Genomic DNA, 24,384 nt, shown 5'->3' on the forward strand with positions numbered 1-24,384 from the left:
CTCATACAAGCTAATGGCCGGCGATGCAATTGACCTGGGTCGCGGACTCGCCCGAAGGTCCCCCGATCCTGCACACAATGGAAAATGGGTTCTGCCATGAACATTCGCCCGCATGCCAGACCATGCCTCGCGCTCCTTCGCCTGCCGCACGGCGAAGGGCTCGACCTGCCGTCCTACGAGACCGCCGGCGCCGCCGGAATGGATCTGCGCGCAGCCGTGCCGGACGACCGGCCGATGATGCTGATGCCCGGCAAGCGGGCGCTGGTCCCGACCGGCTTCATCTTCGAAATCCCGGAGGGCTACGAGGGCCAGATCCGCCCCCGCTCCGGCCTTGCCTTCAAGCACGGCATCACCTGCCTCAACACGCCCGGCACGATCGACAGCGACTATCGCGGCGAGGTGAAGGTGCTGCTCGTCAATCTCGGCGACGAAGAATTCCTGATCGAGCGCGGCATGCGCATCGCCCAGATGGTGATCGCACCCGTGACGCAGGTATCGGTCGTCGAGACGCATGCGGTGGAAGAAACCACCCGCGGAGCCGGCGGTTTCGGCTCGACGGGCACCGCGTGAGCGGTAACGGTCCGACGGGGCTCGTCCTTCGCCAGGACTACTTCTCCGACCCGGCGGCCTTTGCAGCGCTAACCGACCTGCTTCAGGACACGTTCGGGATCGACATCTCGCGGCAGAATGCCTTTGGCGGCCCTGACCCGACGTCCATGCCCTTCGGCTATTTCGATGAAGCCGGCCGATGCGTGGCGAACTTTTCCGCCTTCACGATTCCGCTGATGATCAATGGCCGGGTGGTGAAGGCCGCCGGCTATCAGTCCGGCGCGGTCCGGCCGGAGTTTCGTGGCGCAGGGCTTTACCGGGACTTGATGCGAAGGGCATTCGATTGGGCTGCGGAAAGCGGTCACGAAATCGGTATCCTGCTGACGGACAAACCGCCGCTTTATGAACCCTATGGCTTTCAAAGCGTCCCGCAGCACCGCTTTTCCGGGCCGATGCCGGAGACCGCCTTCGGGCGCCGGGCGGCGCGACCACTGGACATCAACAATGGCAAGGACATCGCGCTGCTTTCAAAGCTGCTGGACAATCGGCAGCCTGTCTCCCAGCAATTCGCCCCGGCGCGGCAAAAGGAAATGTTTCTCCTCAACTGCCACTTCGATGCCGGCATCCGGCTGACCCTTATCGAGGAACTGGACTGCGTCGCGGCCTGGAAGGTGGCCGACGATGGAGCGCTGCAACTGCTGGATCTCGTGTGCCAAAACATTCCGCCGGTCGAGCGGATCGTCGGCGCGCTCAATCCCGATGCCACGCGGCTGGAGGTGTTCTTCCCGATCGACCGGCTGGACTGGGATGGGGTTGCGGTGCCGCACAAGGGCTATTGCGACCTGATGATATCCGGCCTGCCGGCAGCGACACTGCCCGAATTCTTCATGCTTTCGCCCTTGGCTGAATTCTGAGTACCGGGCTGACGGCAGACCGAACGGATTTCGCTCCGGCAGAATACTAAAGTCATCACTTTACTTTCTGACTGATGGCGCTATAGTAAAGCCCATGCTTAACTATGACCCCAGACTGGCGACGCTGATGGCCGCCCTTGCGGACCCGACGCGGCTTGCGATGATGGAGCGGCTGAGCGTTTCGCCGCGCTCCGTCAGCGAACTGGCGGAGCCGTTCGGCCTGTCGCTGGCGGCGATCGTCCAGCATGTGCAGGTGCTGGAAAAGGCGGGCGCGATCAAGACCAGCAAGGAGGGCCGCACCCGGCGCTGCGCCATAGACCCCGCCGGCATGGCACTCCTGAAGACCTGGATCAGCGACCGCGAGCGCTTCTGGCAGGCACAATTCGACAATCTCGAAGCATTTCTGGACAAGAAACAGGACTGAGGAGGCCCGACACCATGACCAAGATTTCCGACAGGATGAGCGCGATCACCATCGACAGGACATTCAGCCAGCTGCCGGCGACGGTGTTCGCCGCCTTCGCAAAAAAGGAGCAAAAGGCGCAATGGTTTGCCGGCCCGACCGACGGATCGGAAGTGGAACGCGTGCTCGACTGCCGCACCGGCGGTCGCGAAGTGCTGGAGGTACGCTGGCCGAGCGACACGGTGACCCGCTTCGAGGCGAAATACCATCATGTCGAAGCGGAGAGCCGTCTCGTCTACAGCTACGACCTCTACATCGACGGCGCGCTCTATTCGGTCTCGCTTGCCGACATCGTGTTCGAGGGGCGCGATGGCGGGACGGCGATGCGGTTTGCGGAAACGACCTCCTATTTTTCGGATCAGGATCTTGGCGAGGTGACGGCCTCGCGGCTGCATGGAACGGGTGCCCAGATGGACATGCTGGCCATGCATCTTTCCGGCGAGACAGTGACTCGGACGATCGACGATTGCCACTGAGGGCGACAACTTGCAAAGGTCTGCTGCGGCTTGCCGCGCATGCTCCAGAGGCGTATGTAGCGCGCTGCAGATGGAAGGTGTTTGATGACGTTCGCAGCTTTGCTCACCTATACGGGCGCGCTTTTCGTGGCCGCGCTCATTCCCGGTCCCGGCGTGACCGCGCTGATCGCCCGCGCGCTCGGCTCGGGCTTTCGTGCGACCTTTCCTATGGCGATCGGCATGATGCTTGGCGACCTGGTGTTCCTGAGCGCCGTGATTGCCGGGCTCGCCTATATTGCCGAGAGCTTCTCGACCGCCTTCATGGTGATCAAGTATCTCGGTGCCGTGTACTTGGCCTATGTCGCCTGGAAGATCTGGACCGCCGGAATCCTGCCACAGGACGTGAAGGCCGAGAAGAAGACGGGTATCTGGACACCGCTTTTCTCCGGTCTCTTCACCACGCTCGGCAATCCGAAGCCGATGCTCTTCTATGTCGCGCTGGTGCCGACTCTGATCGATGTTTCGAGCGTCAATGCCACGGGGTTCATCGAGCTGGTCGGCGCGACCGCGACGGTGCTGACGCTGGTGCTCGGCGGCTATGTGCTTTTGGCCGCCCGCGCCCGCGGCCTCCTGCAGAAGCCGCGGCAGCTGAAGATCTTGAACCGGGTGGCGGCGAGCTTCATTGCCGGCGCCGCTGCCATGATCGCCGTTCGCGCGAACTGACCGTCTAGCGCCGGCCCTCGAGCACCATGCGGGCGGCAAGGCCCGCCAGGACGGTCCCCATCAGCCAGCGCTGCACGGTGGCCCAGAAGGGACGACGCGCGAGGAAAAGCGCGATCGCACCGGCGCTCATCGCAATGACGGCGTTTCCCGTGACGCTGATGGCGATCTGCGTGGCGCCGAAGACCAGGGACTGCAGCAGAACCTCGCCCCTTGCCGGATCGATGAACTGCGGCAGGAGCGACAGGTAAAGCACAGCCACCTTCGGGTTCAGGAGACTGGTGAATAGCCCCATCAGAAACAGCTTCTTCGGCCCGTCCTTCGGAAGCTGCCGGACGGCGAAGGGCGAATGCCCGCCGGGCCGGACCGCATTCCACGCGAGATAGAGAAGGTAGAGGGCGCCCGCCAGACGCAGGACGTCATAGGCGAGCGGCACGGCCATGACCAGGACCGTGATGCCGGAGGCGGCGGAAAGCATGTAGAAGACGAAGCCGAGCGCCACGCCGCCAAGCGAAATGAGCCCGGCAACCGGCCCCTGGCAGATCGACCGCGAGATCAGGTAGATCATGTTCGGGCCCGGCGTCAGCACCATGCCGAGCGCAACCAGGGCGAAGGCTGCGATATGGGTGAGGTCTGGCATGGCTTATGGTCCTGCGGCGCTTTGACGAGCCGAATAAGCGCAATTGCCGTTTTGCCGGCAAGGACTTTCTTGTCACCGTGGCATTTGCCCAAACGTGAAACGACATTCCCGTAGCGGATCGAAAATCGAAATTGCATTCTCTATCGGCCAACGATGCGGCTTGGCGGTCGCTGGCATTTCCCGGCGCGGCACCCTATCTTGGCTCACAACCAATCAAGGGAGAGCACCATGGCAGATGCACGCAAGCCCGGCCGCGGCCGGATCTACAATTCGATCATCGACACGATCGGCGACACGCCCATCGTGCGCCTCGACAAGCTGGCAAAGGCCAAGGGCGTGAAGGCCAATCTTCTCGCCAAGCTCGAATTCTTCAACCCGATCTCGTCGGTCAAGGACCGCATCGGCGTCGCCATGATCGAGAGCATGGAAGCGCAGGGCAAGATCGCCCCCGGCACGACGACGCTGGTCGAGCCGACCTCCGGCAACACCGGCATTGCACTTGCCTTTGCCGCCGCCGCCAAGGGCTACAAGCTGATCCTCACCATGCCGGAAACCATGTCGGTGGAGCGCCGCAAGATGCTGGCGCTGCTCGGCGCCGAACTGGTGCTGACCGAAGGCCCGAAGGGCATGAAGGGCGCGATCGCCAAGGCCGAGGAACTGGCCGCCTCGATCGAGGGCGCCGTGATCCCCCAGCAGTTCGAGAACCCGGCCAACCCGGAAATCCACCGCAAGACGACGGCCGAGGAAATCTGGAACGACACCGACGGCTCGGTCGACATCTTCGTTGCCGGCATCGGCACGGGCGGCACGATCACCGGCGTCGGCCAGGTGCTGAAGTCGAAGAAGCCGGACGTCAAGGTGGTCGCCGTCGAGCCGGCCGACAGCCCGGTGCTTTCCGGCGGCAATCCCGGCCCGCACAAGATTCAGGGCATCGGCGCCGGCTTCGCGCCGCCGATCCTCGACACGCATGTCTATGATGAAGTCGTCACGGTCACCAATGACGAAGCGTTCTCGCTTGCCCGCGAAGTGGCCCGCCTCGAAGGCCTGCCGGTCGGCATTTCGTCAGGTGCTGCGCTGACGGCGGCGATCAAGGTCGGAAGCCGCGAGGAAAACGCCGGCAAGACCATCGTCGTGATCATCCCGTCCTTTGCGGAACGCTATCTGTCGACGGCTCTGTTCGACGGGCTCGGCGGCTGAGCCGAGACGATACGTTCTTCGCCATTCAGGACGCGGGAGGAGCAATCCTCCCGCGTTTGCTTTTCCCGCATGCGCAAGACCATCAAGCCGCCGCCGTGAGCCTCTCTCCGGCTATGCGATAGGAGATCGCCTCGGCGAGATGAATGCGGCCGACGGTTTCCACGCCGTCGAGATCGGCAAGCGTGCGCGCCACCTTCAGCACACGATGGTAACCGCGCGCCGAAAACTTCATCTTCTCGGCGGCGTCGCGCAGGAGCTGCAGGCCACCGGGATCGGGATTGGCAATCTTTTCGACGAGCGCGGTCGAGGCGCGGGCATTGATGCGCAACCGGCCCTCCCCGAGTTCTGCAAACCGGTCACGCTGCAAAGCGCGGGCACGGGCGACGCGCCTGGCGACATCGGCGCTGGCTTCCGCCGCGACCGGTTGGATGAGATCGATGGCGGAGACGGCAGGCACGTCGATGCGGATATCGATGCGGTCGAGGAGCGGGCCGGAAATGCGGGCCTGATAGTCGGCGGCGCAGCGCGGGCCGCGCGCGCAGGAATGACCCGGCTCGCCGGCCATGCCGCAGCGGCAGGGGTTCATGGCGGCGACGAGCTGAAACTCGGCGGGATAGGAGACCCGGTGATTGGCGCGGGCGATGATGCATTCGCCGGTTTCCAGCGGCTGGCGGAGCGCGTCGAGCGCCTGGGGCGAAAATTCCGGCAGTTCGTCGAGAAAGAGAACGCCGTGATGGGCAAGCGACGCCTCCCCCGGCTTCGCCCGCAATCCGCCGCCGACGAGGGCGGCCATGGTCGCCGAGTGGTGTGGCGTGCGATACGGCCGGCGGTCGGAGAGCTTGCCGCCGGAGAGCTGTCCGGCAATCGAATGGACCATGGAGACGTCGAGCAGTTCGCCGGCCGAAAGGGGCGGCAGGATGGACGGCAGTCGCGACGCCAGCATGGACTTGCCGGAGCCTGGAGGCCCAACCATCAAGAGATTGTGCCCGCCGGCGGCGGCGACTTCGAGCGCCCGCTTAGCGCTTTCCTGACCCTTGATCTCGACCAGATCGGGCAGGTTGGCCGGATTGGCACGGATCGCCGCCTTCGGCCTGGACAGAACCTGCGTGCCGCGAAAGTGATTGGCGAGCGCGATCAGGCTGCGGGGGGCGAGAATGTCGATGTCGGCGCCGGCCCATGCGGCTTCCGGGCCGCTTTCAGCCGGGCAAATGAGGCCCTTGCCGAGCGCATTGGCACCGATCGCGGCCGGCAAGGCGCCGGCAACCGCCGCGATCGTGCCATCGAGATTGAGTTCGCCGAGAACCACATAGCCGCCGAGCGCATCGGCCGGGATCGCGCCGAGCGCCGCCATCAGTCCGAGCGCGATCGGCAGGTCGAAATGGGAGCCTTCCTTCGGCAGGTCGGCGGGCGCCAGATTGACGGTGACGCGCTTTCCCGGCAGCGACAGGCCGGAAGCATGCAGGGCGGCTTGCACCCGTTCCCGGCTTTCGGCCACGGCCTTGTCCGGCAGGCCGACGATCTGGATGCCCACCTTGCCGGGGGCGACCATGACCTGAACATCGACAGGCACGCCCTCGATGCCCTGGAATGCAACCGTACTGACGCGAGCGACCATGCCTGTCCCCTCCATCATGGAAGCAGCAGGCACAACCATGGCCTGCCGGGCTCCTCATGAGCCACCGGAGGGAGTGTTGCACATCCCTCCGGACAAGACAAGAACATTAATAGAACAAATGCACGCGATAATTGATCTTCGGTTGCATCGGGTTGCAAGCGTGGAACAGGTGCGGGCTGCGAGCCTCTGAAAAGCCCTTGGTCAGGCCCTCTTGCGCTCGATCGCATCCCAGAGAAGCGAGGCGATGTCGGCTCCGCCGAACTTCTTCACCTCGCGGATGCCGGTCGGGGACGTCACGTTGATCTCGGTCATGTAGTCGCCGATGACGTCGATGCCGACGAGCAGGAAGCCGCGTTCCTTCAGCGATGGGCCGATGCGCTCGCAGATTTCCTTCTCGCGCGCCGTCAGTTCGGTCGCTTCGGCGCGGCCGCCGACATGCATGTTGGAGCGGCTGTCGGTTTCGGCCGGAACGCGATTGATGGCGCCGGCGAATTCGCCGTCGACGAGGATGATGCGCTTGTCGCCCTTGCGCACCGCCGGCAGGTATTGCTGGGCGATGAAGGGCTCGCGGAACATCTGGTCGAACATTTCGAGAAGCGAGGTGAAGTTGCGGTCGTCGCGCGAGGAATGGAAGACGCCGGCGCCGCCATTACCGTAGAGCGGCTTCAGGATGATGTCGCCCATCTCGTCGCGGAAACGGGCGATCTCGGCGAAATCGCGGGTGATCAGCGTCTTTGGCATCAGGTCGGCGAATTCGGTGACGAAGATCTTTTCCGGCGAATTGCGCACCCAGGCCGGATCGTTGACGACCAGCGTCTTCGGGTGGATGCGTTCGAGCAGGTGCGTCGAGGTGATGTAGGCCATGTCGAAGGGCGGGTCCTGACGCAGAAGCACGACGTCCATGGTCGACAGGTCGATGCGCTCGGGCTCGCCGAGCGTGAAATGGTCGCCCTTGACGTCGCGCAGTTCCATCGGCTCGACGGTGGCGTAGACCTTGCCGTCGCGGAGACTCAGCCTGTTCGGCGTGTAATGGAACAGCCGGTAGCCGCGCGATTGCGCTTCGAGGCTCATGGCGAAGGTGGAATCGCCGGCAATGTTGATGCCGGACACATGGTCCATCTGGACCGCTACATTCTTGATCGCCGCCATGAGAACTCCCCGTTTGAAAGGCCATCCTCATTTAGGGTGAGGCGGCCCGAATGGCAACGGGCCGCAGTCCGGATTGCGGACGGAGAGAATGGCTTCGTCAGGCTGCCCACTTTGCGGCGGCGTCGGACCTCTTGTAGTTGGCCAGCCGGCCGGCGATCGCCAGCATCATGGAGCGCGGCCTCGGGAGCAGAGCGACCTTGCGGACATAGGTCTCCACCCGCCATGTCGCCCAGCTATCGGCAGCAAAGTAGCCCATATCGCCCTTGCGCAGAACGGTGACGGATCCGTCTGCCGCGGTCACTTCGACCTCGCCTTCGAGGATGACGACGGTCTCCTCCCAGCCGAATCTCCAGCGGAAGGTTCCGGCGGTACAATCCCAGACGGCGGCGGCGACGGCACGGTTTTCCGACTCCGGCGGAAAGCCGCAACGGGCTTGCGGATTGCCCTCGATGATCCAGTCGGGGTTGATCGGAGCCGGCTTCAATTCGAACGCGTCGAGCCGGCCGGCAACGAACGCGCTCGGCGCCTGCTCCTGATCACGGTTGCGCGCCTTCAGCGCCAGAACCACGGCGGCGGCGATGAACTTCAAAGGCATGGTATCCCCCACATGCTGATTGTGCCGGGAAAGGCGTAGCATGCAGGGGCTTTCGGCCCGGTTCACCCGCTCGTTAAAATTTGAGCGAAGCGGTTGTGTTGCAGAATTCTGCAGCCCAACGCATTCGCTCAGGCCCCCGCGTCAACGATCCGCCTGCCCGAAGAGGGTTCGAAGAAGTGCAGCCGCTCGGGGACAATCGAGAAGGCGACGTCGTCGCCGATCCGCGTTTCGGCCGGCACGGCGGCGCTCAGCAGTTCGTCGCCGACCATGCCGTGGACGAGGCGTTGCGAGCCGAGCTCCTCGACATAGGAGACCTTCATGCGGATCACGCCGTCTTCGGAGACCTTCATGTCCTCGGCGCGCATGCCGACGGTCACCGGACCGGACGGAAGGGTGCGGCCCTCAAGGCCGATCACGGCCGTGCCGATCGTCAGCTGGTGGCCGTCGATCGATGCCTTGGCGAGGTTCATCGCCGGCGAGCCGATGAAGCTTGCCACGAAAGTCGACGCCGGATTGTGGTAGACGTCGAGCGGGGTGCCGATCTGCTCGATCCGGCCGCCGTTCAGCACCACCAGGCGATCGGCCAGCGTCATGGCTTCCAGCTGGTCGTGGGTGACGTAGATCGAGGTCGTGCCGAGCCGGCGCTGCAGCTGCTTGATCTCGCCGCGCATGGAGACGCGCAGCTTGGCGTCGAGGTTCGAAAGCGGCTCGTCGAACAGGAAGGCAGCCGGCTTGCGGACGATGGCGCGGCCCATGGCAACGCGCTGACGCTGGCCGCCGGAGAGCGCCCTTGGCTTGCGTTCCAGATATTGCTCGAGCTGCAACATGCGGGCAGCCTCGGCGACGCGCGCATCGATCTCCGCCTTCGGCGTGCCGCGGTTCTTCAGGCCATAGGCCAGGTTCTGGTAGACGCTCATATGCGGATAGAGCGCGTAGTTCTGGAACACCATGGCGATGTCGCGTTCGGCCGGCTCCATGCGGTTGACGACCTTGCCGCCGATGCTGACGGTGCCGCTGGAAATCGTTTCGAGCCCAGCGACCATGCGCAGAAGCGTGGACTTGCCGCAGCCCGACGGGCCGACCAGCACGATGAATTCGCCATCGGCGATCGAGATCGAAACGTTATCCACGGCCTGAACGCCGCCGGTATAAACCTTCCCGACCTTGTCGATTTCGATAGACGCCATTGTTATTTCTCCGTTTCCACGAGGCCCTTGACGAACAGCCTCTGCATAAAGACGACCACGAGGACCGGCGGCAGCATGGCCAGCATCGCCGTTGTCATCACGAGGTTCCACTGCGGCTCCGCATCGGCCACGTCGGCCATTCGCTTGATGCCCATGACGATGGTGTAATAGCCGGGGTCGGTCGTCACCATCAGCGGCCAGAGATACTGGTTCCAGCCGTAAATGAAGAGGATGACGAAAAGCGCCGCCATGTTCGTGCGCGACAGCGGCACGAGGATATCCCTGAAGAACTTCATCGGGCCGGCGCCATCGATGCGGGCGGCCTCGAGCAGTTCGTCCGGCACCGTCAGGAAGAACTGGCGGAACAGGAAGGTCGCGGTCGCCGAGGCGATCAGCGGAATCGACAGGCCGGCATAGCTGTCGAGCATGTGCAGGCTGGCGATGACCTGGAAGGTCGGCACAATGCGAACCTCGACCGGCAGCATCAGCGTCACGAAGATGATCCAGAAGCAGAACTGCCGGAAGGGAAAGCGGAAGTAGACGATCGCGAAGGCCGACAGGATGGATATGGCGATCTTGCCGATGGCAATCGACAGCGCCATGATCAGGCTGTTGACCATCATGGGCCCGACCGGCGGCGCGCCGGAAGAGGCCATTCCCTGCGTCAGCATGGTCTTGTAGTTTTCCCAGCCATGGCCGCCCGGCGTCAGCGGGATCAGCCCCGACAGGAAGTCGGTCGGGCCGTGGGTCGATGCGATGAAGGCGATGTAGACCGGCAGGGCGACGGTCGCCACGCCGATCAGAAGCACGATGTGCGACAGGATCTTGAGACCGGGTCTGTTTTCTACCATCCGTTCTCTCCTCAGTACTGCACGCGCCGCTCGACGAAGCGGAACTGGATGAAGGTCAGAAGGATGACGATGCCCATCAGCACCACGGACTGGGCAGCAGAAGAGCCCATGTTGAGGCCGATGAAGCCGTCATTGAACACCTTGTAGACGAGGATGTTGGTTGCCTGCGCCGGACCGCCCTTGGTGGTGGCATGAATGACGGCGAAGGTATCGAACATGGTGTAGACGATGTTGACGACGATCAGGAAGAAGGTCGTCGGCGACAGCAGCGGAAAGACCACGGTGAAGAAGCGCTTGACCGGGCCGGCGCCGTCGATGGCGGCGGCTTCCTTCAGCGATTGCGGAATGGATTGCAGGCCGGCCAGGAAGAACAGGAAATTGTAGGAAATCTGCTTCCAGCTCGCGGCCAGAACCACGAGGATCATGCCGTCGACGCCCGAGAGGCGATGGTTCCAGTTGTAGCCGATGCCCTGCAGCAGATAGGGGGCGATGCCGATCGTCGGGTTGAACATGAACCACCACAGGATGCCGCCTACCGCCGGTGCGACCGCGTACGGCCAGACGAGCAGCGTCGTGTAGGCGTTGCGGCTGCGCAGCCGCCCGTCGGCGGCCAGCGCCAGGATCAACGCAAGGATGATCGACGAGGCGGCCACGCTGACGGAAAAGACGAGCGTCACCTTCAGCGAGTTCAGGTAATTCGGATCGGCAAAGAGGGCCTTGTAGTTCTGCAGGCCCACAAAGGCCGTGCTGAGGCCGAACGGATCCTCACGCAGGAACGACTGGCGGATTGCCTGGGCGGCCGGCCAGATGAAGAAGATCAGGGTGATGGCAAGTTGCGGAAGCAAAAGCCAGTACGGCAGGATCTTGTTGCCGAATATCGTGCGCTTTGTCTGCATGATGGGCGTCCGACAGATGAGGTATTGCAGGGGCATGAAGGGCCCGCGGAGGATATACCGCCGCAGGCCCGAACACTTGCTCAGAATGTTGTCGTCAGGAAACCGCTGTTACTGGTTCGCTGCGGCAAAGTCGGCGATGAGCTTGTTACCGCGTTCGACGACGGAGTCGAGAGCAGCCTGGGCATCCTTCTGACCGGACAGCAGGGCTTCGAATTCTTCGTCGATGATGGTGCGGACCTGCACATAGTTGCCGAAGCGCAGACCCTTGGAGTTTTCGGTCGGCGGGTTCAGCGTGATCTGCTTCAGAGCCACTTCGGCGCCGGGGTTCTTGTCATAGAAGCCCTGCTTCTTGGTGTAGTCGTAAGCAGCCTGGGTGATCGGCAGATAGCCGGAGAACTGGTGCCAGTCGGACTGGACTTCCGGCGAGGACAGGTAATGGAAGAAGTCCGCCACGCCCTTGTACTCTTCCTGGTCGTGACCCTGCAGGACCCAAAGCGTTGCACCGCCGATGATGGAGTTCTGCGGGGCGCCCTTGACGTCGGAATAGTACGGCAGCATGCCGACGCCGACTTCGAAGTCCTTGGCGTTGTTGACGACGGCTGCACGGGCGGCCGACGAGTTCATGTACATGGCGCATTCCTGCGAATAGAACTTCGGCGGAGCGTCATCGCCGCCGACCGGACCGCCATACTGGAACAGGCCTTCGTCCTGCCACTTCTTCAGGTTCGCCCAGTGGCGAGCCTGCGTCGGACCATTGAAGGTCAGCTGGCTGTCGACCGAGCCGAAGCCGTTCTGGTTGGTCCCGATCTGCAGGTTGTGCCAGGCGGAGAAGTTCTCGAGCTGTACCCAGGAGATCCAGCCGGTGGTGAAGCCGCACTTGGCCGCGCCGGACTCCATGATCTTCTTGGAATAGGCTTCCATGTCTTCCCAGGTCTTCGGCGGAGTTTCCGGATCGAGGCCGGCCTTCTTGAAGACGTCCTTGTTGTAGTAAAGGACCGGGGTGGACGAGTTGAACGGCATGGACAGCATGTTGCCATCGGTGTCGGTGTAGTAGCCGACCACGGCCGAGATGAAGCCCTTCGGATCGAATTCGGTGCCGGTGTCGGCCATCAGCTTGTAGACCGGATAGACGGCGCCCTTGGCGGCCATCATCGTTGCGGTGCCGACTTCGAAGACCTGCACGATGTCGGGCTGCTGCTTGGCGCGGAAAGCGGCGATCGCAGCGGTCATCGTTTCAGGATACGAACCCTTGTAGGTCGGGATAACTTCGTAGTTGTCCTGCGACTTGTTGTAGTTCGCAACGATTTCTTCGAGCTTCTTGCCGTTCTCGCCACCCATGGCATGCCACCAGGTGATCTGCGTCTTGGCATAGGATGCGGAGGCCGTCAGGCTGAGCGCCAGGGCTGCAAAAGCGATTTTCTTTATCATGGTGTTCCTCTCCTCCTCAGAAGAGTTGAGACATTAGAGACGTTTAATATGCCGTCAAGCTTGAATTTTCACTTTGACGTTCGTTCAGCGACCGGACGGTTTCGCTTTACTTTCAGTTCTCTAGCCACATCGAATGAACGGCCGGTGACAATCGGATGACAGTTTCATGACGCCGGAACTGTCGCGCCGAAGCACTCAGAATGCGTCTTGTAGGTGGCGCGGCAAACGCCACGGAACGACCGCGACGATGTCGTAACGCCAGGAAAGCCGGGCGCAATCGGGCTGGCGGGACATCCAGATGTCGCTTGCGGAGCGGATGCGGCGCTGGGCGCCATAGCCGACCGCGTCGATCGCCGCGCCCGCATCGGAACGCGCCTTCACCTCGACGAAGACGACGAGATCGGCCTTGCGGGCAATGATGTCGATTTCTCCGACCTTCGTTCGATAGCGGACCGAAAGAATGCGATAGCCTTTCAGCATCAGGAAGAAAGCGGCGACGTATTCCGACAGGAGGCCGCGGCGATAGGCCTTGCGTCTGCGGGACCTGCCGTCGCCGTCGGCCATCGCGTCACCCCTTCAGCGCCATCAGGCGGTCGTAGAGCTCCTTGCGCGGCAGGCCGGTGCGCTTCGCCGCCTCCGAAGCGGCCTTGCCGGCGGGAAGCGTCGCCGCGAGATCTCTCAATATATTGTCGACATCCGCCGCTTCCGGTGGGGCGGCCTCTTCCGGCGGGCCGATGACGAGCACGATCTCGCCCTTGACCGACTGTCCTTCGTATTGCCCCGCAAGATCGGCAAGCAGACCGCGGCGGAACTCTTCATAGGTCTTCGTCAATTCGCGGCAGACGGCTGCCGGCCGCGCACCAAGCACGTCGGCGGCAGCGACAAGCGTCGCGGCGATCCGGTGCGGCGATTCGAAGAAGATCAACGTCGCCGGCACGCCGGCCAGTTCGGCAAGGCGGTCGCGCCGCGCCTTGTCCTTCGACGGCAGGAAGCCGGCAAACAGGAAGGCATCGTTCGGCAGGCCGGAGCCGAGGAGCGCGGCCAGAGGCGCCGAAGCGCCGGGAATGGGGACGACACGGTAACCGGCATCGATCGCCTGCAACGCCAGCCGGTAGCCCGGATCGGAAACGAGCGGGGTGCCGGCGTCGGAGACGAGCGCGACCGAGCGACCGTCCTCCAGCGCCTGCAGGAGCTTCGGCCCGGCCTCGGCAGCGTTGTGTTCGTGGTAGGCATAGGGACGGCCGCGAATGCCGAAGCGGTCGAGCAGCACGCGGCTGACGCGCGTGTCCTCGCAGGCGAGCACATCGGCGCCGGCCAGCGTTTCCAGCGCGCGAAGCGTGATGTCGCCGAGATTGCCGATCGGGGTAGCCACCAGATAGAGCGCCGGCTCCAGCGGGCGCGCCGGCACCACGACATTGTTCAGGCGGTAGCCGCGAGGCGCTTCGGCGGGACTTTCATTCATTTATATTCATTCCAATGTTCGGACCATGCGCGGGCGACACTCGGCTTCACGGTGCGCCGGACCGTTATGCGGCAAGGCCGCCCTGCCCGCAAGCTCGGGGATAAGAGACCGTCCGCGACGACAAAGCCCTTGCAATGCAACGGCAACATCTGCCATTTTGCGCCTCCACATCCGCCGGCCCGGTCCCGGCACAGTCCATGGAAGTACCGCCATCCGCCTGGATGGTCCTATCGAAAGCGGCAGAGTCAAAAATGCGTATTACGATCGAGCGGTCCAATCTCTTGAAATCGCTGAACCACGTTCATCGCGTGGTCGAGCGCCGCAATACGATACCGATCCTGTCGAACGTGCTTTTGAAGGCCGACGGCGCCAGCCTGGACATGAAGGCGACCGACCTCGATCTCGAGATCACCGAGGCGACGCCGGCCAATATCGAACAGGCCGGTGCGACGACGGTTCCGGCCCACCTGCTCTATGACATCGTCCGCAAGCTGCCGGACGGCGCGGAAGTCCTGCTTGCCACCAACACCGACGGTACGGCGATGACGGTTGCCTCGGGCCGCTCGAAGTTCTCGCTGCAGTGCCTGCCGCAGTCCGACTTCCCGGACCTGACCGCCGGTACGTTCAGCCACACGTTCCGCCTGAAGGCGACCGACCTGAAGATGCTGATCGACCGCACGCAGTTCGCCATCTCGACGGAAGAGACCCGCTACTACCTGAACGGTATCTTCTTCCACACGGTCGAGGCCGCCAGCGACCTGAAGCTGCGCGCCGTCGCCACCGACGGTCACCGTCTGGCCCGTGCCGACGTCGATGCGCCGTCGGGTTCCGAAGGCATGCCGGGCATCATCATCCCGCGCAAGACCGTCGGCGAACTGCAGAAGCTGGTCGACAATCCCGACGTCGTCGTCACCGTCGAAGTATCCGACGCCAAGATCCGCCTGACCATCGGCTCGATCGTCATGACGTCGAAGCTGATCGACGGCACCTTCCCGGATTACCAGCGCGTCATTCCGACCGGCAACGACAAGGAAATGACCGTCGATTGCCAGACATTCGCACAGGCGGTCGACCGCGTGTCGACGATCTCGTCCGAGCGCGGCCGTGCGGTGAAGCTGTCGCTGTCCGACGGACAGCTCCTCCTGACCGTCAACAACCCCGATTCTGGCAGCGCGACCGACGAAATCGCCGCCGGCTACGAGAACGACCCGCTGGAGATCGGCTTCAACGCCAAGTATCTCCTCGACATCACCGGCCAGCTGTCGGGCTCGGAAGCGATTTTCCTGTTCGCCGACGCCGGTTCGCCGACGCTCATCCGCGACACTGCAGGCGACGACGCACTGTATGTCCTGATGCCGATGCGCGTCTGACGCAGTAACGGTCTCGCTAAAGCCGCAATTCCCGGCAATTCAGATTCGACAGACCATCAGCACAATTTCGCTGCCAAACCGACGACAACGCATATATAAATTTGACTGCGACATTTTTTGTAACGATAACGACGGGAAGAGGAGAGGACGCCATGGCGATCCGCCTGAAGCAAAAGCTGGAGAAGAAATTTGATGCGGAGATCCGCTTCTTCAAAGGCATGATGCAGGGGCCGAAGCAGGTCGGTGCGATCGTCCCGACCTCCTCCATCACCGCCCGCAAGATGGCAAGCGTCGTCAACACAGGGTCCGGACTGCCGGTCCTCGAACTCGGCCCCGGAACCGGCGTCATCACCAAGGCGATCCTCGAAAAGGGGGTGAAGCCGGAAGACCTCTATGCGATCGAATATTCCTCCGATTTCTACCGGCATCTCGTCGAGCAGTTCCAGGGCGTCAACTTCATCCATGGTGATGCATGCGACCTCGACCGCGCACTTGGCGAGAAGAAGGACCTCATCTTCGACTGCGTGATTTCGGCCGTGCCGCTCCTGTATTTTCCGATGCATGCCCGCGTCAGCTTCCTGGAAAGCCTGCTCGCCCGCATTCCGGCCGGCCGGCCGGTGGTGCAGATCACTTACGGCCCGGTCTCGCCGGTCGTCGCCTGTCCCGATCGCTACCAGATCCAGCATTTCGACTTCATCGTCCGCAACATTCCGCCGGCGCAGCTGTGGATCTACCGCAAGGCCTGAGCGCGCGTTAAGACCCCAATTTTCGCTTGCCCCCGATGCCGTCCCGTGCGACTTGGGTCCGGCTGAAATCGGACGAGGGATCGAAGGATGAGTGCACGCGACAGGCTGATCGTCGGACTGGATGTTCCAACGGTTGCGGAGGCGGAGAAGATCGTCTCGCAGATCGGCGACGACATCTCCTTTTACAAGATCGGCTATCAGCTGGTGTTCGCCGGCGGACTTGAATTTGCCCGCGAGCTTGCCGAAAGCGGCAAGAAGATCTTCCTCGACATGAAACTCCTCGACATCGACAACACCGTGGCGCACGGGGTTGAGAACATCGCCAAGATGGGCATGAGCATGCTGACCCTGCACGCCTACCCGAAGGCGATGAAGGCGGCCGTCGAAGCCGCAAGGGGCTCCGGCCTCTGCCTGCTCGGGGTGACCGTGCTCACCTCCATGGATGACGGCGACCTTGCCGACGCCGGCTACGCGACGGATGCGAAGAGCCTTGTCGCCAGGAGGGCGGAACAGGCGCGCGCAGCCGGCATGGGCGGCATCGTCTGCTCGGCCGAAGAGGCGACCGCCGTCCGCCAGATCCTCGGCCCCGACATGGCCGTGGTCACGCCGGGCATTCGCCCCGCAGGCGCCGACAAGGGCGACCAGAAGCGGGTGATGACGCCGGGCGAAGCCATTCACGCCGGCTCCAGCCACCTTGTCGTCGCCCGCCCCATCGTGAAGGCCGACGATCCGAAGGCCGCGGCGCGGGCGATCCTTGACGAGATGCAAATCGCGCTCTGGCCGGCGAACAACTGACATCGACAGCGATAGAACAAGACAGGGAGAGAAAGATGGCAAAGGGATACTGGATCGCTCACATGGATGTGCGGGACCCGGAAAACTACAAGCAGTACGTTGCCAAGGCTAAACCGGCGTTCGAGCGTTTTGGCGCGAACTTCCTCGCCCGCGGCGGTGAAGTGATCGAGTGCGAGGGCAAGCCCCGGTCGCGCAACGTCATCATCGAGTTTCCGTCGCTGCAGGCAGCACGTGACTGCTACAATTCGCCGGAGTACCAGGAAGCCATCAAGATCCGCCAGCAGTATGCGGATGGAGAGCTGATGCTGGTCGAGGGCGTTTGAGCGGGGTGCGGCCTTCGCAATTGCAACAAAACAGCGCAAAAGCGGTTTCGATGCGGCGAGTTGGCACTTCACCTCGCATGCCAATTCGGCTAGAGACGAATTGAGCTCACTGAAAGACGCCTATTCATTGCCGAGGAGCATGCCATGACTCTTGCCAACCTTCCTCCACTCGTCACCGTGTTCGGAGGGTCCGGTTTCGTGGGACGCCATGTGGTGCGCGCGCTCGCGAAGCGCGGCTACCGGATCCGCGTCGCGGTGCGCCGCCCGGATCTCGCCTGGTTCCTGCAGCCGGCCGGCAATGTCGGGCAGATTTCCTTCGTCCAGGCGAACCTGCGCTACCGCGCCTCCGTCGACGCCGCCGTTGCCGGTGCCGACCATGTCGTCAACTGCGTCGGCATCCTGTTCGAAAGCGGCCGCCAGACCTTTGACGCCGTGCAGGAGTTTGGCGCCCGGGCCGTGGCGGAAGCCGCGCGCAACGCCAATGCCAGCCTGACCCATATCTCGGCGATCGGCGCCGACGCCTCGGCTGAATCCACCTATGCCAGCACCAAGGGCAAGGCAGAGGCCGCCGTGCTGGCGATCAAGCCGGACGCAGTCATCCTGCGCCCGTCGATCGTGTTCGGTCCGGAAGACGATTTCTTCAACAAGTTCGCCAATATGGCGCGCTTCATGCCGTTCCTGCCGCTGATCGGCGGCGGCAAGACGAAGTTCCAGCCCGTTTACGTGGAAGACGTGGCCGAAGCAGTCGCCCGCTCCGTCGAGGGCAAGGTCGCCAAGGGCAAGATCTACGAGCTCGGCGGACCGCAGGTCATGACCTTCAAGCAGTGTCTGGAAACCACGCTGGCGGTGATCTTCCGCAAGCGTCCGCTCGTTTCGATCCCCTTCGGCATCGCATCGATGATCGGCAGCATCGCCTCGATGGTTCCCTTCATCGCACCGCCGCTGACCCCCGACCAGGTAACGCTCCTGAAGAAGGACAACCTCGTTTCGGCCGAGGCCGAGGCGGAAGGCCGGACGCTGAAGGGCATGAGCATCACGCCGGTCATCCTGCAGTCGGTCCTGCCGTCCTACCTCGTGCGCTACCGTCAGCACGGCCAGTACACGAACAGCGGCAAGGCTGCCTGATCCCATGCTCCAGACGCTCCTGCCGCCCGATCTTCATCCGGCGGCGGCAGCCGTTCTCGTCATCGTCAGTTTCTTCACGTCCGCGCTGACGGCCACGTTCGGCATCGGCGGCGGCGTCGCCATGCTTGCGGCTTTGAGCTTCTACATGCCGGTGGCGGCATTGATCCCCGTCCACGGTGCGGTGCAACTTGGCTCCAATGCCGGGCGTGCCGTCATGCAGCGTGCGGATATCGCCTGGCCGCAGATCGGCGCCTTCCTCGTGGGAGGGATGATCGGGGCCGGGCTTGGCAGCCGGATCGTCGTCGCCCTTCCGGAAGCAACGCTGGAATTCGTGCTCGGCACCTTCATCATTCTGGTCACCTGGATCAAGTTTTCGAAAATGCGGGCAATGAACCTGCCGGGTTTCGCCGCGACTGGCGCCGTCACCACATTCGCCAGCATGTTCTTCGGTGCGACCGGGCCTCTGAATGCTGCGGCGTTCGAAAAATCCTTCGACGACCGGAAGTCGCTGGTCGCATCGCTTGCCGCCGTCATGACGATCCAGCATCTTCTGAAGATCATCGCCTTCGGCTTTGCCGGCTTCGTCTTTTCCGACTGGCTGCCGCTCGTTGCAGCCATGATCGTCACGGGTCTCGCCGGCACCAGAACCGGATTGGCGATCCTCGGAAAACTGCCGGAAGACATCTTCCGCACCGGCCTGAAATGGGTGCTGACCCTGATCGCGCTCGACATGCTGTGGCGCGGTATCGAAGGCCTTCTTTAAGGCCTGCGCAAAGGAACAATCGGGGCTCCGCCACGTTTTCGTCATCAAGATGCCGGCTAGCAGCCACGGTTCCAGCAAGGAACAAGTTGCACAAAAGCATCAGATGAAAATTACTGCCGTTAATCGATGGTTCAACATGTTCCTGTTATTGTCTGACGGCAGTTTGCGGAATAGAAGGCCCGCCACAGAGCGCGCCGTATTTGACAAACTCTACCAGCGCGTGTCGCACATTTTGGGGGCAAATTTCATGGGTAAAGCGATTGCAATCTTTTTCGCCGGTGCGGCTCTGATCGTACTGGCCGGCTTTGCGCTCGCACCTTCTACCGTCGCCGCGATCAACAGCAAGTGCTCGCCCGCTTACGGCATCGATCCTTGCAATACCGAGCTGACGGCGTCCATTCCGACAAAGTGATCGGAAGCATTTTCATCGTCATAGTTTCAAGAAGGCCGCTTCGCTTGCGAGACGGCCTTCTTTCTGTCCTCACACAGCCCAGCCGGCAGAGACGAGACCGAGCAACACGACCCCGAACACGATGCGGTAGATCGCGAACGCCGTGAAGCGATGGGTGCGGATATAGGTGAGCAGCCACTTGACGGCGATGAAGGCGGTGATGGTGGAGACGACGAATGCGATCGCGAGTGCGGTCCAGTCCTCGCCCGGCGCGCCGCCATCCTTGAAGGTTTTCAGGAGCTCGTAGGCGCTGGCCGCATACATGGTCGGAATGCCGACCAGGAAGGCGAATTCGGTTGCCGCGGCGCGGCTGCCGGTGCCGGCAATCATGGCGATGAAGATGGTTGCGGCCGAACGGGAGGTGCCCGGAAAGACGCCCGCGACGACCTGTGCCAGACCGACCAGCAGTGCCACGGTCCAAGTGATGCGCCGGCTCTGCGGCCTTGTCGCCGCCACCCGCTCGGCAGCGATCATCCAGATGCCGCCGATGATCAGCGCCCAGGCGATCGGCGTGATGTTTTCCGGCAGTTCGAAGCCCATTTTCTTCACGATCAGGCCGAGAACAGCGGTGACCAGGAAGGCGGCTGCGAGCTTGAAGACATAATCGCGGATTTCGGGATCGCGCCAGCCGGTCAGGAACGACAGGATGCGCTTCCAGTAGATGAAGGTGACGGCGAGAATGGCGCCTGCCTGGATCACGATGTTGAACATGTCGGAGCGATGCCCCAGCCACTGTTCGGCAATGATGAGGTGGCCGGTCGACGAGATCGGCAGAAACTCGGTGATGCCTTCGATGACGCCAAGGATGATTGCGTCGATATAGCCCATCTCATGCTCCATGTTCAGATGGTTTCAGAGCCCGGATCGGGGGCAATCCGGGGTATTCCCGAGGTTTGCTGGGATGTCGCCCCTCTCCCTGCTGCCTGCTATGCAACACGAAGCGGGAGTGCGGCTTACCAAACGGCGGGCATGTCTCCCTTCCCGGCAATCATGGCCATTTGCAGGCGATGCCATGAAATGTCCATTTTCCGATGATTGATCGCCCCTGCATGAGACTGCCGGCGACGATCAGCGGTTCTTCCCTAATTCTTTCTTAATTCGCAGACGCTAAAAAGACTTTCCAAGACTTCATCACCCGTCATTCACTCCATCCGGCCAGAAAACGCACGCATGCCAGTTCTCTACCACCATCCGATGTCCTCGGCCTCCCGCTTCGTTCGACTGATCCTCGCCGAATATGGCTTTCAGGTGGAACTGATGGAGGAAAGGCCGTGGGAGAAGCGCAAGGAGTTCCTTTCGCTCAATCCGGCCGGCACCCTGCCCGTCTATGTCGACAACAGCATGCGGACGCTTTCCGGCGCCGGCGTCATTTCTGAATTCATGGACGAGACGCATGGCGCGCTGAAGCGCGACCGCCGTCTTCTGGCCGAAGATCCGTTCCAGCGCGCGGAAATCCGCCGGCTGATGGAGTGGTTCCTGCACAAGCTGGAAAGCGACGTGACCCGGCCGCTGGTGCGCGAGCGCGTCTACAAGCTGCAGATGCGTCCCGATGAAGGTGGCGGCGCGCCCGATTCGAAGGTGCTGCGCACCTCGCGGGCCAATATCCGCCAGCACATGAAGTATCTCACCTGGCTCGCCGGTTCCCGGCCATGGCTTGCCGGCAGCCGCATCAGCTACGCGGATCTCGCAGCCGCCTCCGCCGTTTCCATTCTCGACTATATGGGCGAGATCGACTGGGCCGAGGCGCCGGTCGCCAAGGAATGGTACCAGAGGCTGAAGTCCCGGCCGTCTTTCCGGCCGCTTCTGACCGAGCGTGTACGCGGGCTGACACCTGTGTCACACTATGCCGATCTGGATTTCTAACCGAGGGGCGGGCCATCAGCCGGCAGGATGACAAGAGCCGGAAGCGCCGCGAAGCGCTGACCGCCTTTGTGCGCGCGGAGGCGAAGGCGCAGGGCTTCGACCTATGCCGGATCACGTCCGCAGCGCTGCCGGACGGGACGGCGGAAAACCTCCAGGCTTTCGTCAAAGACGGTCATCACGGCACCATGGCGTGGATGGCCGAGACGCTGGAGCGGCGCGGCGATCCGCGCACACTCTGGCCGGAGGCGCGCTCCATCGTGGTCCTGGCGATGAATTACGGGCCCGACGAAGATCCCCGCCGCCTGCAGGCGATGCCGGAGACGGCCGCCATTTCCGTCTATGCCCGCAATCGCGACTATCACGACGTCATCAAGGGACGGCTGAAGGAGATTGCGACGCGCTTTGCCGCGCGCGCGGGCGAGGACGTGAAGGTGTTCGTCGATACGGCACCGGTAATGGAAAAGCCGCTGGCGGCCAAGGCCGGCATCGGCTGGCAAGGCAAGCACACCAATCTGGTGAGCCGCGCGTTCGGCTCCTGGCTGTTTCTCGGCTCGATGTTCACGACGGCGGAGCTAGACTGCGACGAGCCGGAGGTCGATCATTGCGGCTCCTGCCGCGCCTGTCTCGACGCCTGTCCGACCAAGGCCTTCCCTGCCCCTTACCGCATCGATGCGCGCCGCTGCATTTCCTACCTCACCATCGAGCACAAAGGACCGATAGACCGGGACCTGCGCACGCTGATGGGCAACCGCATCTACGGCTGCGACGACTGCCTGGCCGCCTGTCCGTGGAACAAGTTCGCCAAGGCCGCGAGCGAGATGAAGCTGAAGGCGCGCGACGATCTCGCGGCCCCGGAGATCGCCCAGTTCCTCGACTTCGATGACGCCCGCTTCCGCAGCTTCTTTTCCGGCTCGCCGGTCAAGCGCATCGGCCGCGACCGCTTCGTGCGCAACGTGCTGATCGCTGCCGGAAATTCCGGGGCAGCGGCGCTCGCGGCACCCTGCAGGGCGTTGCTCGACGACGATGCGCCGGAGGTGCGCGGCATGGCAGTCTGGGCCTTGTCGCGACTGCTGTCCGGCGACGAGTTCCAGGCGCTGCGGACAAGGGCAGAGAACGAAACCGATCCGGACATCCTCAACGAATGGGAAAACGCATGATGCATGTGATGATTTTCGGCGCCGGCTTCTCCGGCAAGGCGATCGCAATGGCGATGCCCGAGGCGGCACGGATCTCCGGCACGACGCGGTCTGCCGAGAAGTTTGCCGCACTGTCCGAAAACCGCATGCAGCCTTTCCTGTTTGACGGCCGATCAATCAGCGAAGCCCTGTTGTCGGAACTGAAAAGCGTGACGCATCTGGTCCAGTCGATCGCCCCCGACGCCGAAGGAGACCCGCTCATCAACCTGATCTCGACATGCGTTGGGAAAAGCGGGCTGAAGACGCTGATGCCCAACCTCGTCTGGACGGCCTATCTGTCGACCGTTGGCGTCTACGGCGATCATGACGGCGCCTGGGTGGACGAGACGAGCGAATGCCGGCCCGTCTCGGCCCGCTCGCGCCAACGGGTCATGGCGGAAGATCAGTGGATGGCGGCCTGCGCGGCGGCCGGCCTGCCGCTGGCGATCCTGCGGCTCTCCGGAATTTACGGCCCAGGCCGCAATACCTTCCGCAACATCGAAAAAGGCACGGCGAGACGGCTGGTCAAGAAGGACCAGGTGTTCAACCGGATCCGGGTGGAAGATATCGGGGCGGCCGCCCGCTTTCTCGCCGACCGGATGGCCGACGGCATCTTCAACGTCACCGACGACGAGCCGGCGCCGCCGCAGGATGTCGTCCTCGAGGCCTGCCGCATCGCCGGCGTCGAGCCGCCGCCGGAACAGGATTTCGAGACCGCCGACCTGACGCCGATGGCCCGTTCCTTCTACGGCGAGAACAAGCGCGTCTCCAATCGCAAGATCCGCGATATGGGATTTTCGTTCCGGTTTCCCGACTACCGAATGTCGCTCAAGGACCTCTGGCCGGCTGAAAAACCGGACTAAAAGACAGCGTTCCGAAATTTTTTTCTGACAGATTGTCGCAGTTGCGACGGTAATTTCTTACCCTTTGAAATTCGCCAAGCAACGTCTGATTTCATTAACGTTTTTGGGGAATATTTTACCCAGGGCGCCACGATACTGTATTTGGCGATAATCGATCCCCCGAGTATATCCAGTATATCGATCGGGGCAGCGGCACATTTTGGCCATCTTCTGGCTTTTTTGGTAGCCGCGAACGTACGGAACACGTCCCGTGTGAAAGGATTACCTATTTTGATGAAACTGTCCCGCTCTATTGCCGCAGGCGCGGCGATGGCCGCTCTGGCTGTTGCTCTCTCCCCGGCAACATCGGCTGCAAGTCAATGTGGAAAAGCATCCTGGTATGCTCTGCATTCGAAGACCGCCTCCGGCGAACGCATGAATCCCTCAGCCTTCACCGCCGCTCATCGCAAGCTGAAGTTCGGCACCAAGCTCAAGGTCACCAACGCCAAGAACGGCAAGAGCGTGATCGTCCGCGTCAACGACCGTGGTCCCTTCATCCGCGGACGGGTGATGGACCTTTCCAAGGGTGCCGCACAGAACATCGGCATGGTCAGCTCCGGCGTCGCCAAGATCTGTTACGACATCATCGAATAATGCCCCTGCCGGCGGCGAAGACTTGCTCTTGCCGTCATTCATGGGTACGAGGCTCAACCTGACGTCCGGGATCGTTCCGATGAGGAATGGTTCCGGACGTCAGGTTTTTTGTTTGCCTTTTCCGCAATGTTGAAAACACTTGTCGGAAGCATATCG

At 62.7% G+C, this 24,384-nt stretch carries 28 protein-coding genes; 17 read left to right on the forward strand and 11 right to left on the reverse strand.

From position 1 onward, the window contains the following. The first annotated feature begins 96 nt into the window (after positions 1 to 96). The 5 genes from dut (at position 97) to NN662_RS17150 (ending at position 3,104) form a co-directional block, all read left to right on the forward strand. A complete protein-coding gene (gene dut, locus NN662_RS17130) occupies positions 97 to 570 on the forward strand; it encodes a dUTP diphosphatase (protein WP_261931430.1) in 474 nt (157 codons plus the stop codon). A 146-nt stretch (positions 571 to 716) separates the two neighbouring features. Continuing rightward, positions 717 to 1,463 (forward strand): GNAT family N-acetyltransferase, encoded by a 747-nt coding sequence (locus NN662_RS17135; protein ID WP_261931431.1) that lies wholly within the window; start codon positions 717 to 719, stop codon positions 1,461 to 1,463. Between the two features lie 94 nt (positions 1,464 to 1,557). Beyond that, positions 1,558 to 1,887, forward strand: coding sequence for an ArsR/SmtB family transcription factor (locus NN662_RS17140; RefSeq protein ID WP_261931432.1), 330 nt, complete (start codon positions 1,558 to 1,560; stop codon positions 1,885 to 1,887). Between the two features lie 14 nt (positions 1,888 to 1,901). Further along, the gene (locus NN662_RS17145; RefSeq protein ID WP_261931433.1) at positions 1,902 to 2,402 is read left to right on the forward strand and encodes an SRPBCC domain-containing protein; all 501 of its coding nucleotides are present in this window, start codon (positions 1,902 to 1,904) and stop codon (positions 2,400 to 2,402) included. 84 nt (positions 2,403 to 2,486) lie between these two features. Continuing rightward, positions 2,487 to 3,104 carry a LysE family translocator gene (locus tag NN662_RS17150; protein ID WP_261931434.1) on the forward strand — a complete coding sequence of 206 codons (618 nt, stop codon included), beginning with the start codon at positions 2,487 to 2,489 and terminating at the stop codon, positions 3,102 to 3,104. Positions 3,105 to 3,108: 4 nt separating this feature from the next. On the opposite strand, the gene NN662_RS17155 is transcribed toward NN662_RS17150, so the two are convergent. Then, complete coding sequence (locus NN662_RS17155) at positions 3,109 to 3,741, reverse strand: LysE family translocator (RefSeq protein WP_261931435.1); 633 nt, start codon at positions 3,739 to 3,741, stop codon at positions 3,109 to 3,111. Between the two features lie 228 nt (positions 3,742 to 3,969). Between NN662_RS17155 and cysK the strand changes: the two genes are divergently transcribed. Beyond that, positions 3,970 to 4,938, forward strand: a complete 969-nt coding sequence (gene cysK / locus NN662_RS17160; protein WP_261931436.1) for a cysteine synthase A — start codon at positions 3,970 to 3,972, stop codon at positions 4,936 to 4,938. A gap of 82 nt (positions 4,939 to 5,020) precedes the next feature. Here cysK and NN662_RS17165 read toward each other — a convergent pair whose 3' ends face one another. The 9 genes from NN662_RS17165 to rsmI all read right to left on the reverse strand — a co-directional run bounded on the left by NN662_RS17165 (position 5,021) and on the right by rsmI (position 14,121). After that, positions 5,021 to 6,553 carry a YifB family Mg chelatase-like AAA ATPase gene (locus NN662_RS17165; RefSeq protein ID WP_261932009.1) on the reverse strand — a complete coding sequence of 511 codons (1,533 nt, stop codon included), beginning with the start codon at positions 6,551 to 6,553 and terminating at the stop codon, positions 5,021 to 5,023. Positions 6,554 to 6,754: 201 nt separating this feature from the next. Further along, positions 6,755 to 7,702 (reverse strand): glutathione synthase, encoded by a 948-nt coding sequence (gshB, locus tag NN662_RS17170; protein ID WP_261931437.1) that lies wholly within the window; start codon positions 7,700 to 7,702, stop codon positions 6,755 to 6,757. Between the two features lie 97 nt (positions 7,703 to 7,799). Next, a complete protein-coding gene (locus tag NN662_RS17175) occupies positions 7,800 to 8,297 on the reverse strand; it encodes a cupin domain-containing protein (protein ID WP_261931438.1) in 498 nt (165 codons plus the stop codon). 128 nt (positions 8,298 to 8,425) lie between these two features. Next, positions 8,426 to 9,484 (reverse strand): sn-glycerol-3-phosphate import ATP-binding protein UgpC, encoded by a 1,059-nt coding sequence (locus tag NN662_RS17180; protein WP_261931439.1) that lies wholly within the window; start codon positions 9,482 to 9,484, stop codon positions 8,426 to 8,428. Positions 9,485 to 9,486: 2 nt separating this feature from the next. Beyond that, complete coding sequence (ugpE, locus tag NN662_RS17185) at positions 9,487 to 10,335, reverse strand: sn-glycerol-3-phosphate ABC transporter permease UgpE (protein ID WP_261931440.1); 849 nt, start codon at positions 10,333 to 10,335, stop codon at positions 9,487 to 9,489. A gap of 11 nt (positions 10,336 to 10,346) precedes the next feature. After that, positions 10,347 to 11,231: a sn-glycerol-3-phosphate ABC transporter permease UgpA gene (gene ugpA / locus NN662_RS17190; protein ID WP_261931441.1), complete on the reverse strand. Its 885-nt coding sequence runs from the start codon at positions 11,229 to 11,231 to the stop codon at positions 10,347 to 10,349. Between the two features lie 108 nt (positions 11,232 to 11,339). Next, a complete protein-coding gene (gene ugpB / locus NN662_RS17195) occupies positions 11,340 to 12,659 on the reverse strand; it encodes a sn-glycerol-3-phosphate ABC transporter substrate-binding protein UgpB (RefSeq protein ID WP_261931442.1) in 1,320 nt (439 codons plus the stop codon). 195 nt (positions 12,660 to 12,854) lie between these two features. Continuing rightward, positions 12,855 to 13,223, reverse strand: a complete 369-nt coding sequence (locus NN662_RS17200) for a YraN family protein (RefSeq protein WP_261931443.1) — start codon at positions 13,221 to 13,223, stop codon at positions 12,855 to 12,857. A 4-nt stretch (positions 13,224 to 13,227) separates the two neighbouring features. Beyond that, a complete protein-coding gene (rsmI, locus tag NN662_RS17205; RefSeq protein WP_261931444.1) occupies positions 13,228 to 14,121 on the reverse strand; it encodes a 16S rRNA (cytidine(1402)-2'-O)-methyltransferase in 894 nt (297 codons plus the stop codon). A 251-nt stretch (positions 14,122 to 14,372) separates the two neighbouring features. Between rsmI and dnaN the strand changes: the two genes are divergently transcribed. From dnaN to NN662_RS17240, 7 genes are all read left to right on the forward strand, one after another. Next, entirely contained in the window at positions 14,373 to 15,491 is a 1,119-nt protein-coding gene (gene dnaN / locus NN662_RS17210; RefSeq protein WP_261931445.1) for a DNA polymerase III subunit beta, read from the forward strand. Positions 15,492 to 15,643: 152 nt separating this feature from the next. Next, entirely contained in the window at positions 15,644 to 16,237 is a 594-nt protein-coding gene (gene pmtA / locus NN662_RS17215) for a phospholipid N-methyltransferase PmtA (RefSeq protein ID WP_261931446.1), read from the forward strand. 87 nt (positions 16,238 to 16,324) lie between these two features. Next, on the forward strand, positions 16,325 to 17,032 hold the full coding sequence (gene pyrF, locus NN662_RS17220) for an orotidine-5'-phosphate decarboxylase (protein ID WP_261931447.1): 708 nt from the start codon (positions 16,325 to 16,327) through the stop codon (positions 17,030 to 17,032). A gap of 35 nt (positions 17,033 to 17,067) precedes the next feature. Continuing rightward, a complete protein-coding gene (locus NN662_RS17225) occupies positions 17,068 to 17,355 on the forward strand; it encodes a DUF1330 domain-containing protein (protein ID WP_261931448.1) in 288 nt (95 codons plus the stop codon). A 144-nt stretch (positions 17,356 to 17,499) separates the two neighbouring features. Continuing rightward, positions 17,500 to 18,480, forward strand: coding sequence for a complex I NDUFA9 subunit family protein (locus NN662_RS17230; protein WP_261931449.1), 981 nt, complete (start codon positions 17,500 to 17,502; stop codon positions 18,478 to 18,480). Positions 18,481 to 18,484: 4 nt separating this feature from the next. Beyond that, positions 18,485 to 19,243 carry a sulfite exporter TauE/SafE family protein gene (locus NN662_RS17235; protein ID WP_261931450.1) on the forward strand — a complete coding sequence of 253 codons (759 nt, stop codon included), beginning with the start codon at positions 18,485 to 18,487 and terminating at the stop codon, positions 19,241 to 19,243. A 103-nt stretch (positions 19,244 to 19,346) separates the two neighbouring features. After that, positions 19,347 to 19,655, forward strand: coding sequence for a hypothetical protein (locus NN662_RS17240; RefSeq protein WP_261932041.1), 309 nt, complete (start codon positions 19,347 to 19,349; stop codon positions 19,653 to 19,655). Positions 19,656 to 19,724: 69 nt separating this feature from the next. On the opposite strand, the gene NN662_RS17245 is transcribed toward NN662_RS17240, so the two are convergent. Further along, positions 19,725 to 20,522, reverse strand: coding sequence for an undecaprenyl-diphosphate phosphatase (locus tag NN662_RS17245; RefSeq protein ID WP_261931451.1), 798 nt, complete (start codon positions 20,520 to 20,522; stop codon positions 19,725 to 19,727). A 342-nt stretch (positions 20,523 to 20,864) separates the two neighbouring features. Between NN662_RS17245 and NN662_RS17250 the strand changes: the two genes are divergently transcribed. The 4 genes from NN662_RS17250 to NN662_RS17265 all read left to right on the forward strand — a co-directional run bounded on the left by NN662_RS17250 (position 20,865) and on the right by NN662_RS17265 (position 24,228). Further along, entirely contained in the window at positions 20,865 to 21,557 is a 693-nt protein-coding gene (locus NN662_RS17250; RefSeq protein WP_261931452.1) for a glutathione S-transferase family protein, read from the forward strand. A gap of 14 nt (positions 21,558 to 21,571) precedes the next feature. Then, a complete protein-coding gene (queG, locus tag NN662_RS17255) occupies positions 21,572 to 22,714 on the forward strand; it encodes a tRNA epoxyqueuosine(34) reductase QueG (RefSeq protein ID WP_261932010.1) in 1,143 nt (380 codons plus the stop codon). Continuing rightward, a complete protein-coding gene (locus NN662_RS17260) occupies positions 22,714 to 23,595 on the forward strand; it encodes an SDR family oxidoreductase (RefSeq protein WP_261932011.1) in 882 nt (293 codons plus the stop codon). The genes queG and NN662_RS17260 overlap by 1 nt, the downstream gene beginning before the upstream one ends. Positions 23,596 to 23,865: 270 nt before the next feature. Then, complete coding sequence (locus NN662_RS17265) at positions 23,866 to 24,228, forward strand: septal ring lytic transglycosylase RlpA family protein (RefSeq protein WP_261931453.1); 363 nt, start codon at positions 23,866 to 23,868, stop codon at positions 24,226 to 24,228. The last annotated feature ends 156 nt before the right edge of the window (positions 24,229 to 24,384 follow it).

It is taken from the genome of Rhizobium sp. NRK18, from assembly GCF_024385575.1.
Taxonomy (GTDB): domain Bacteria; phylum Pseudomonadota; class Alphaproteobacteria; order Rhizobiales; family Rhizobiaceae; genus JANFMV01.

Coding starts and splice junctions, on each gene's coding strand:
- dut (WP_261931430.1), top strand. CDS start 97: ATGAACATTCGCCCGCATGCCAGACCATGCCTCGCGCTCCTTCGCCTG.
- NN662_RS17135 (WP_261931431.1), top strand. CDS start 717: ATGCCCTTCGGCTATTTCGATGAAGCCGGCCGATGCGTGGCGAACTTT.
- NN662_RS17140 (WP_261931432.1), top strand. CDS start 1,558: ATGCTTAACTATGACCCCAGACTGGCGACGCTGATGGCCGCCCTTGCG.
- NN662_RS17145 (WP_261931433.1), top strand. CDS start 1,902: ATGACCAAGATTTCCGACAGGATGAGCGCGATCACCATCGACAGGACA.
- NN662_RS17150 (WP_261931434.1), top strand. CDS start 2,487: ATGACGTTCGCAGCTTTGCTCACCTATACGGGCGCGCTTTTCGTGGCC.
- NN662_RS17155 (WP_261931435.1), bottom strand. CDS start 3,741: ATGCCAGACCTCACCCATATCGCAGCCTTCGCCCTGGTTGCGCTCGGC.
- cysK (WP_261931436.1), top strand. CDS start 3,970: ATGGCAGATGCACGCAAGCCCGGCCGCGGCCGGATCTACAATTCGATC.
- NN662_RS17165 (WP_261932009.1), bottom strand. CDS start 6,553: ATGGTCGCTCGCGTCAGTACGGTTGCATTCCAGGGCATCGAGGGCGTG.
- gshB (WP_261931437.1), bottom strand. CDS start 7,702: ATGGCGGCGATCAAGAATGTAGCGGTCCAGATGGACCATGTGTCCGGC.
- NN662_RS17175 (WP_261931438.1), bottom strand. CDS start 8,297: ATGCCTTTGAAGTTCATCGCCGCCGCCGTGGTTCTGGCGCTGAAGGCG.
- NN662_RS17180 (WP_261931439.1), bottom strand. CDS start 9,484: ATGGCGTCTATCGAAATCGACAAGGTCGGGAAGGTTTATACCGGCGGC.
- ugpE (WP_261931440.1), bottom strand. CDS start 10,335: ATGGTAGAAAACAGACCCGGTCTCAAGATCCTGTCGCACATCGTGCTT.
- ugpA (WP_261931441.1), bottom strand. CDS start 11,231: ATGCAGACAAAGCGCACGATATTCGGCAACAAGATCCTGCCGTACTGG.
- ugpB (WP_261931442.1), bottom strand. CDS start 12,659: ATGATAAAGAAAATCGCTTTTGCAGCCCTGGCGCTCAGCCTGACGGCC.
- NN662_RS17200 (WP_261931443.1), bottom strand. CDS start 13,223: ATGGCCGACGGCGACGGCAGGTCCCGCAGACGCAAGGCCTATCGCCGC.
- rsmI (WP_261931444.1), bottom strand. CDS start 14,121: ATGAATGAAAGTCCCGCCGAAGCGCCTCGCGGCTACCGCCTGAACAAT.
- dnaN (WP_261931445.1), top strand. CDS start 14,373: ATGCGTATTACGATCGAGCGGTCCAATCTCTTGAAATCGCTGAACCAC.
- pmtA (WP_261931446.1), top strand. CDS start 15,644: ATGGCGATCCGCCTGAAGCAAAAGCTGGAGAAGAAATTTGATGCGGAG.
- pyrF (WP_261931447.1), top strand. CDS start 16,325: ATGAGTGCACGCGACAGGCTGATCGTCGGACTGGATGTTCCAACGGTT.
- NN662_RS17225 (WP_261931448.1), top strand. CDS start 17,068: ATGGCAAAGGGATACTGGATCGCTCACATGGATGTGCGGGACCCGGAA.
- NN662_RS17230 (WP_261931449.1), top strand. CDS start 17,500: ATGACTCTTGCCAACCTTCCTCCACTCGTCACCGTGTTCGGAGGGTCC.
- NN662_RS17235 (WP_261931450.1), top strand. CDS start 18,485: ATGCTCCAGACGCTCCTGCCGCCCGATCTTCATCCGGCGGCGGCAGCC.
- NN662_RS17240 (WP_261932041.1), top strand. CDS start 19,347: ATGAAAATTACTGCCGTTAATCGATGGTTCAACATGTTCCTGTTATTG.
- NN662_RS17245 (WP_261931451.1), bottom strand. CDS start 20,522: ATGGGCTATATCGACGCAATCATCCTTGGCGTCATCGAAGGCATCACC.
- NN662_RS17250 (WP_261931452.1), top strand. CDS start 20,865: ATGCCAGTTCTCTACCACCATCCGATGTCCTCGGCCTCCCGCTTCGTT.
- NN662_RS17260 (WP_261932011.1), top strand. CDS start 22,714: ATGCATGTGATGATTTTCGGCGCCGGCTTCTCCGGCAAGGCGATCGCA.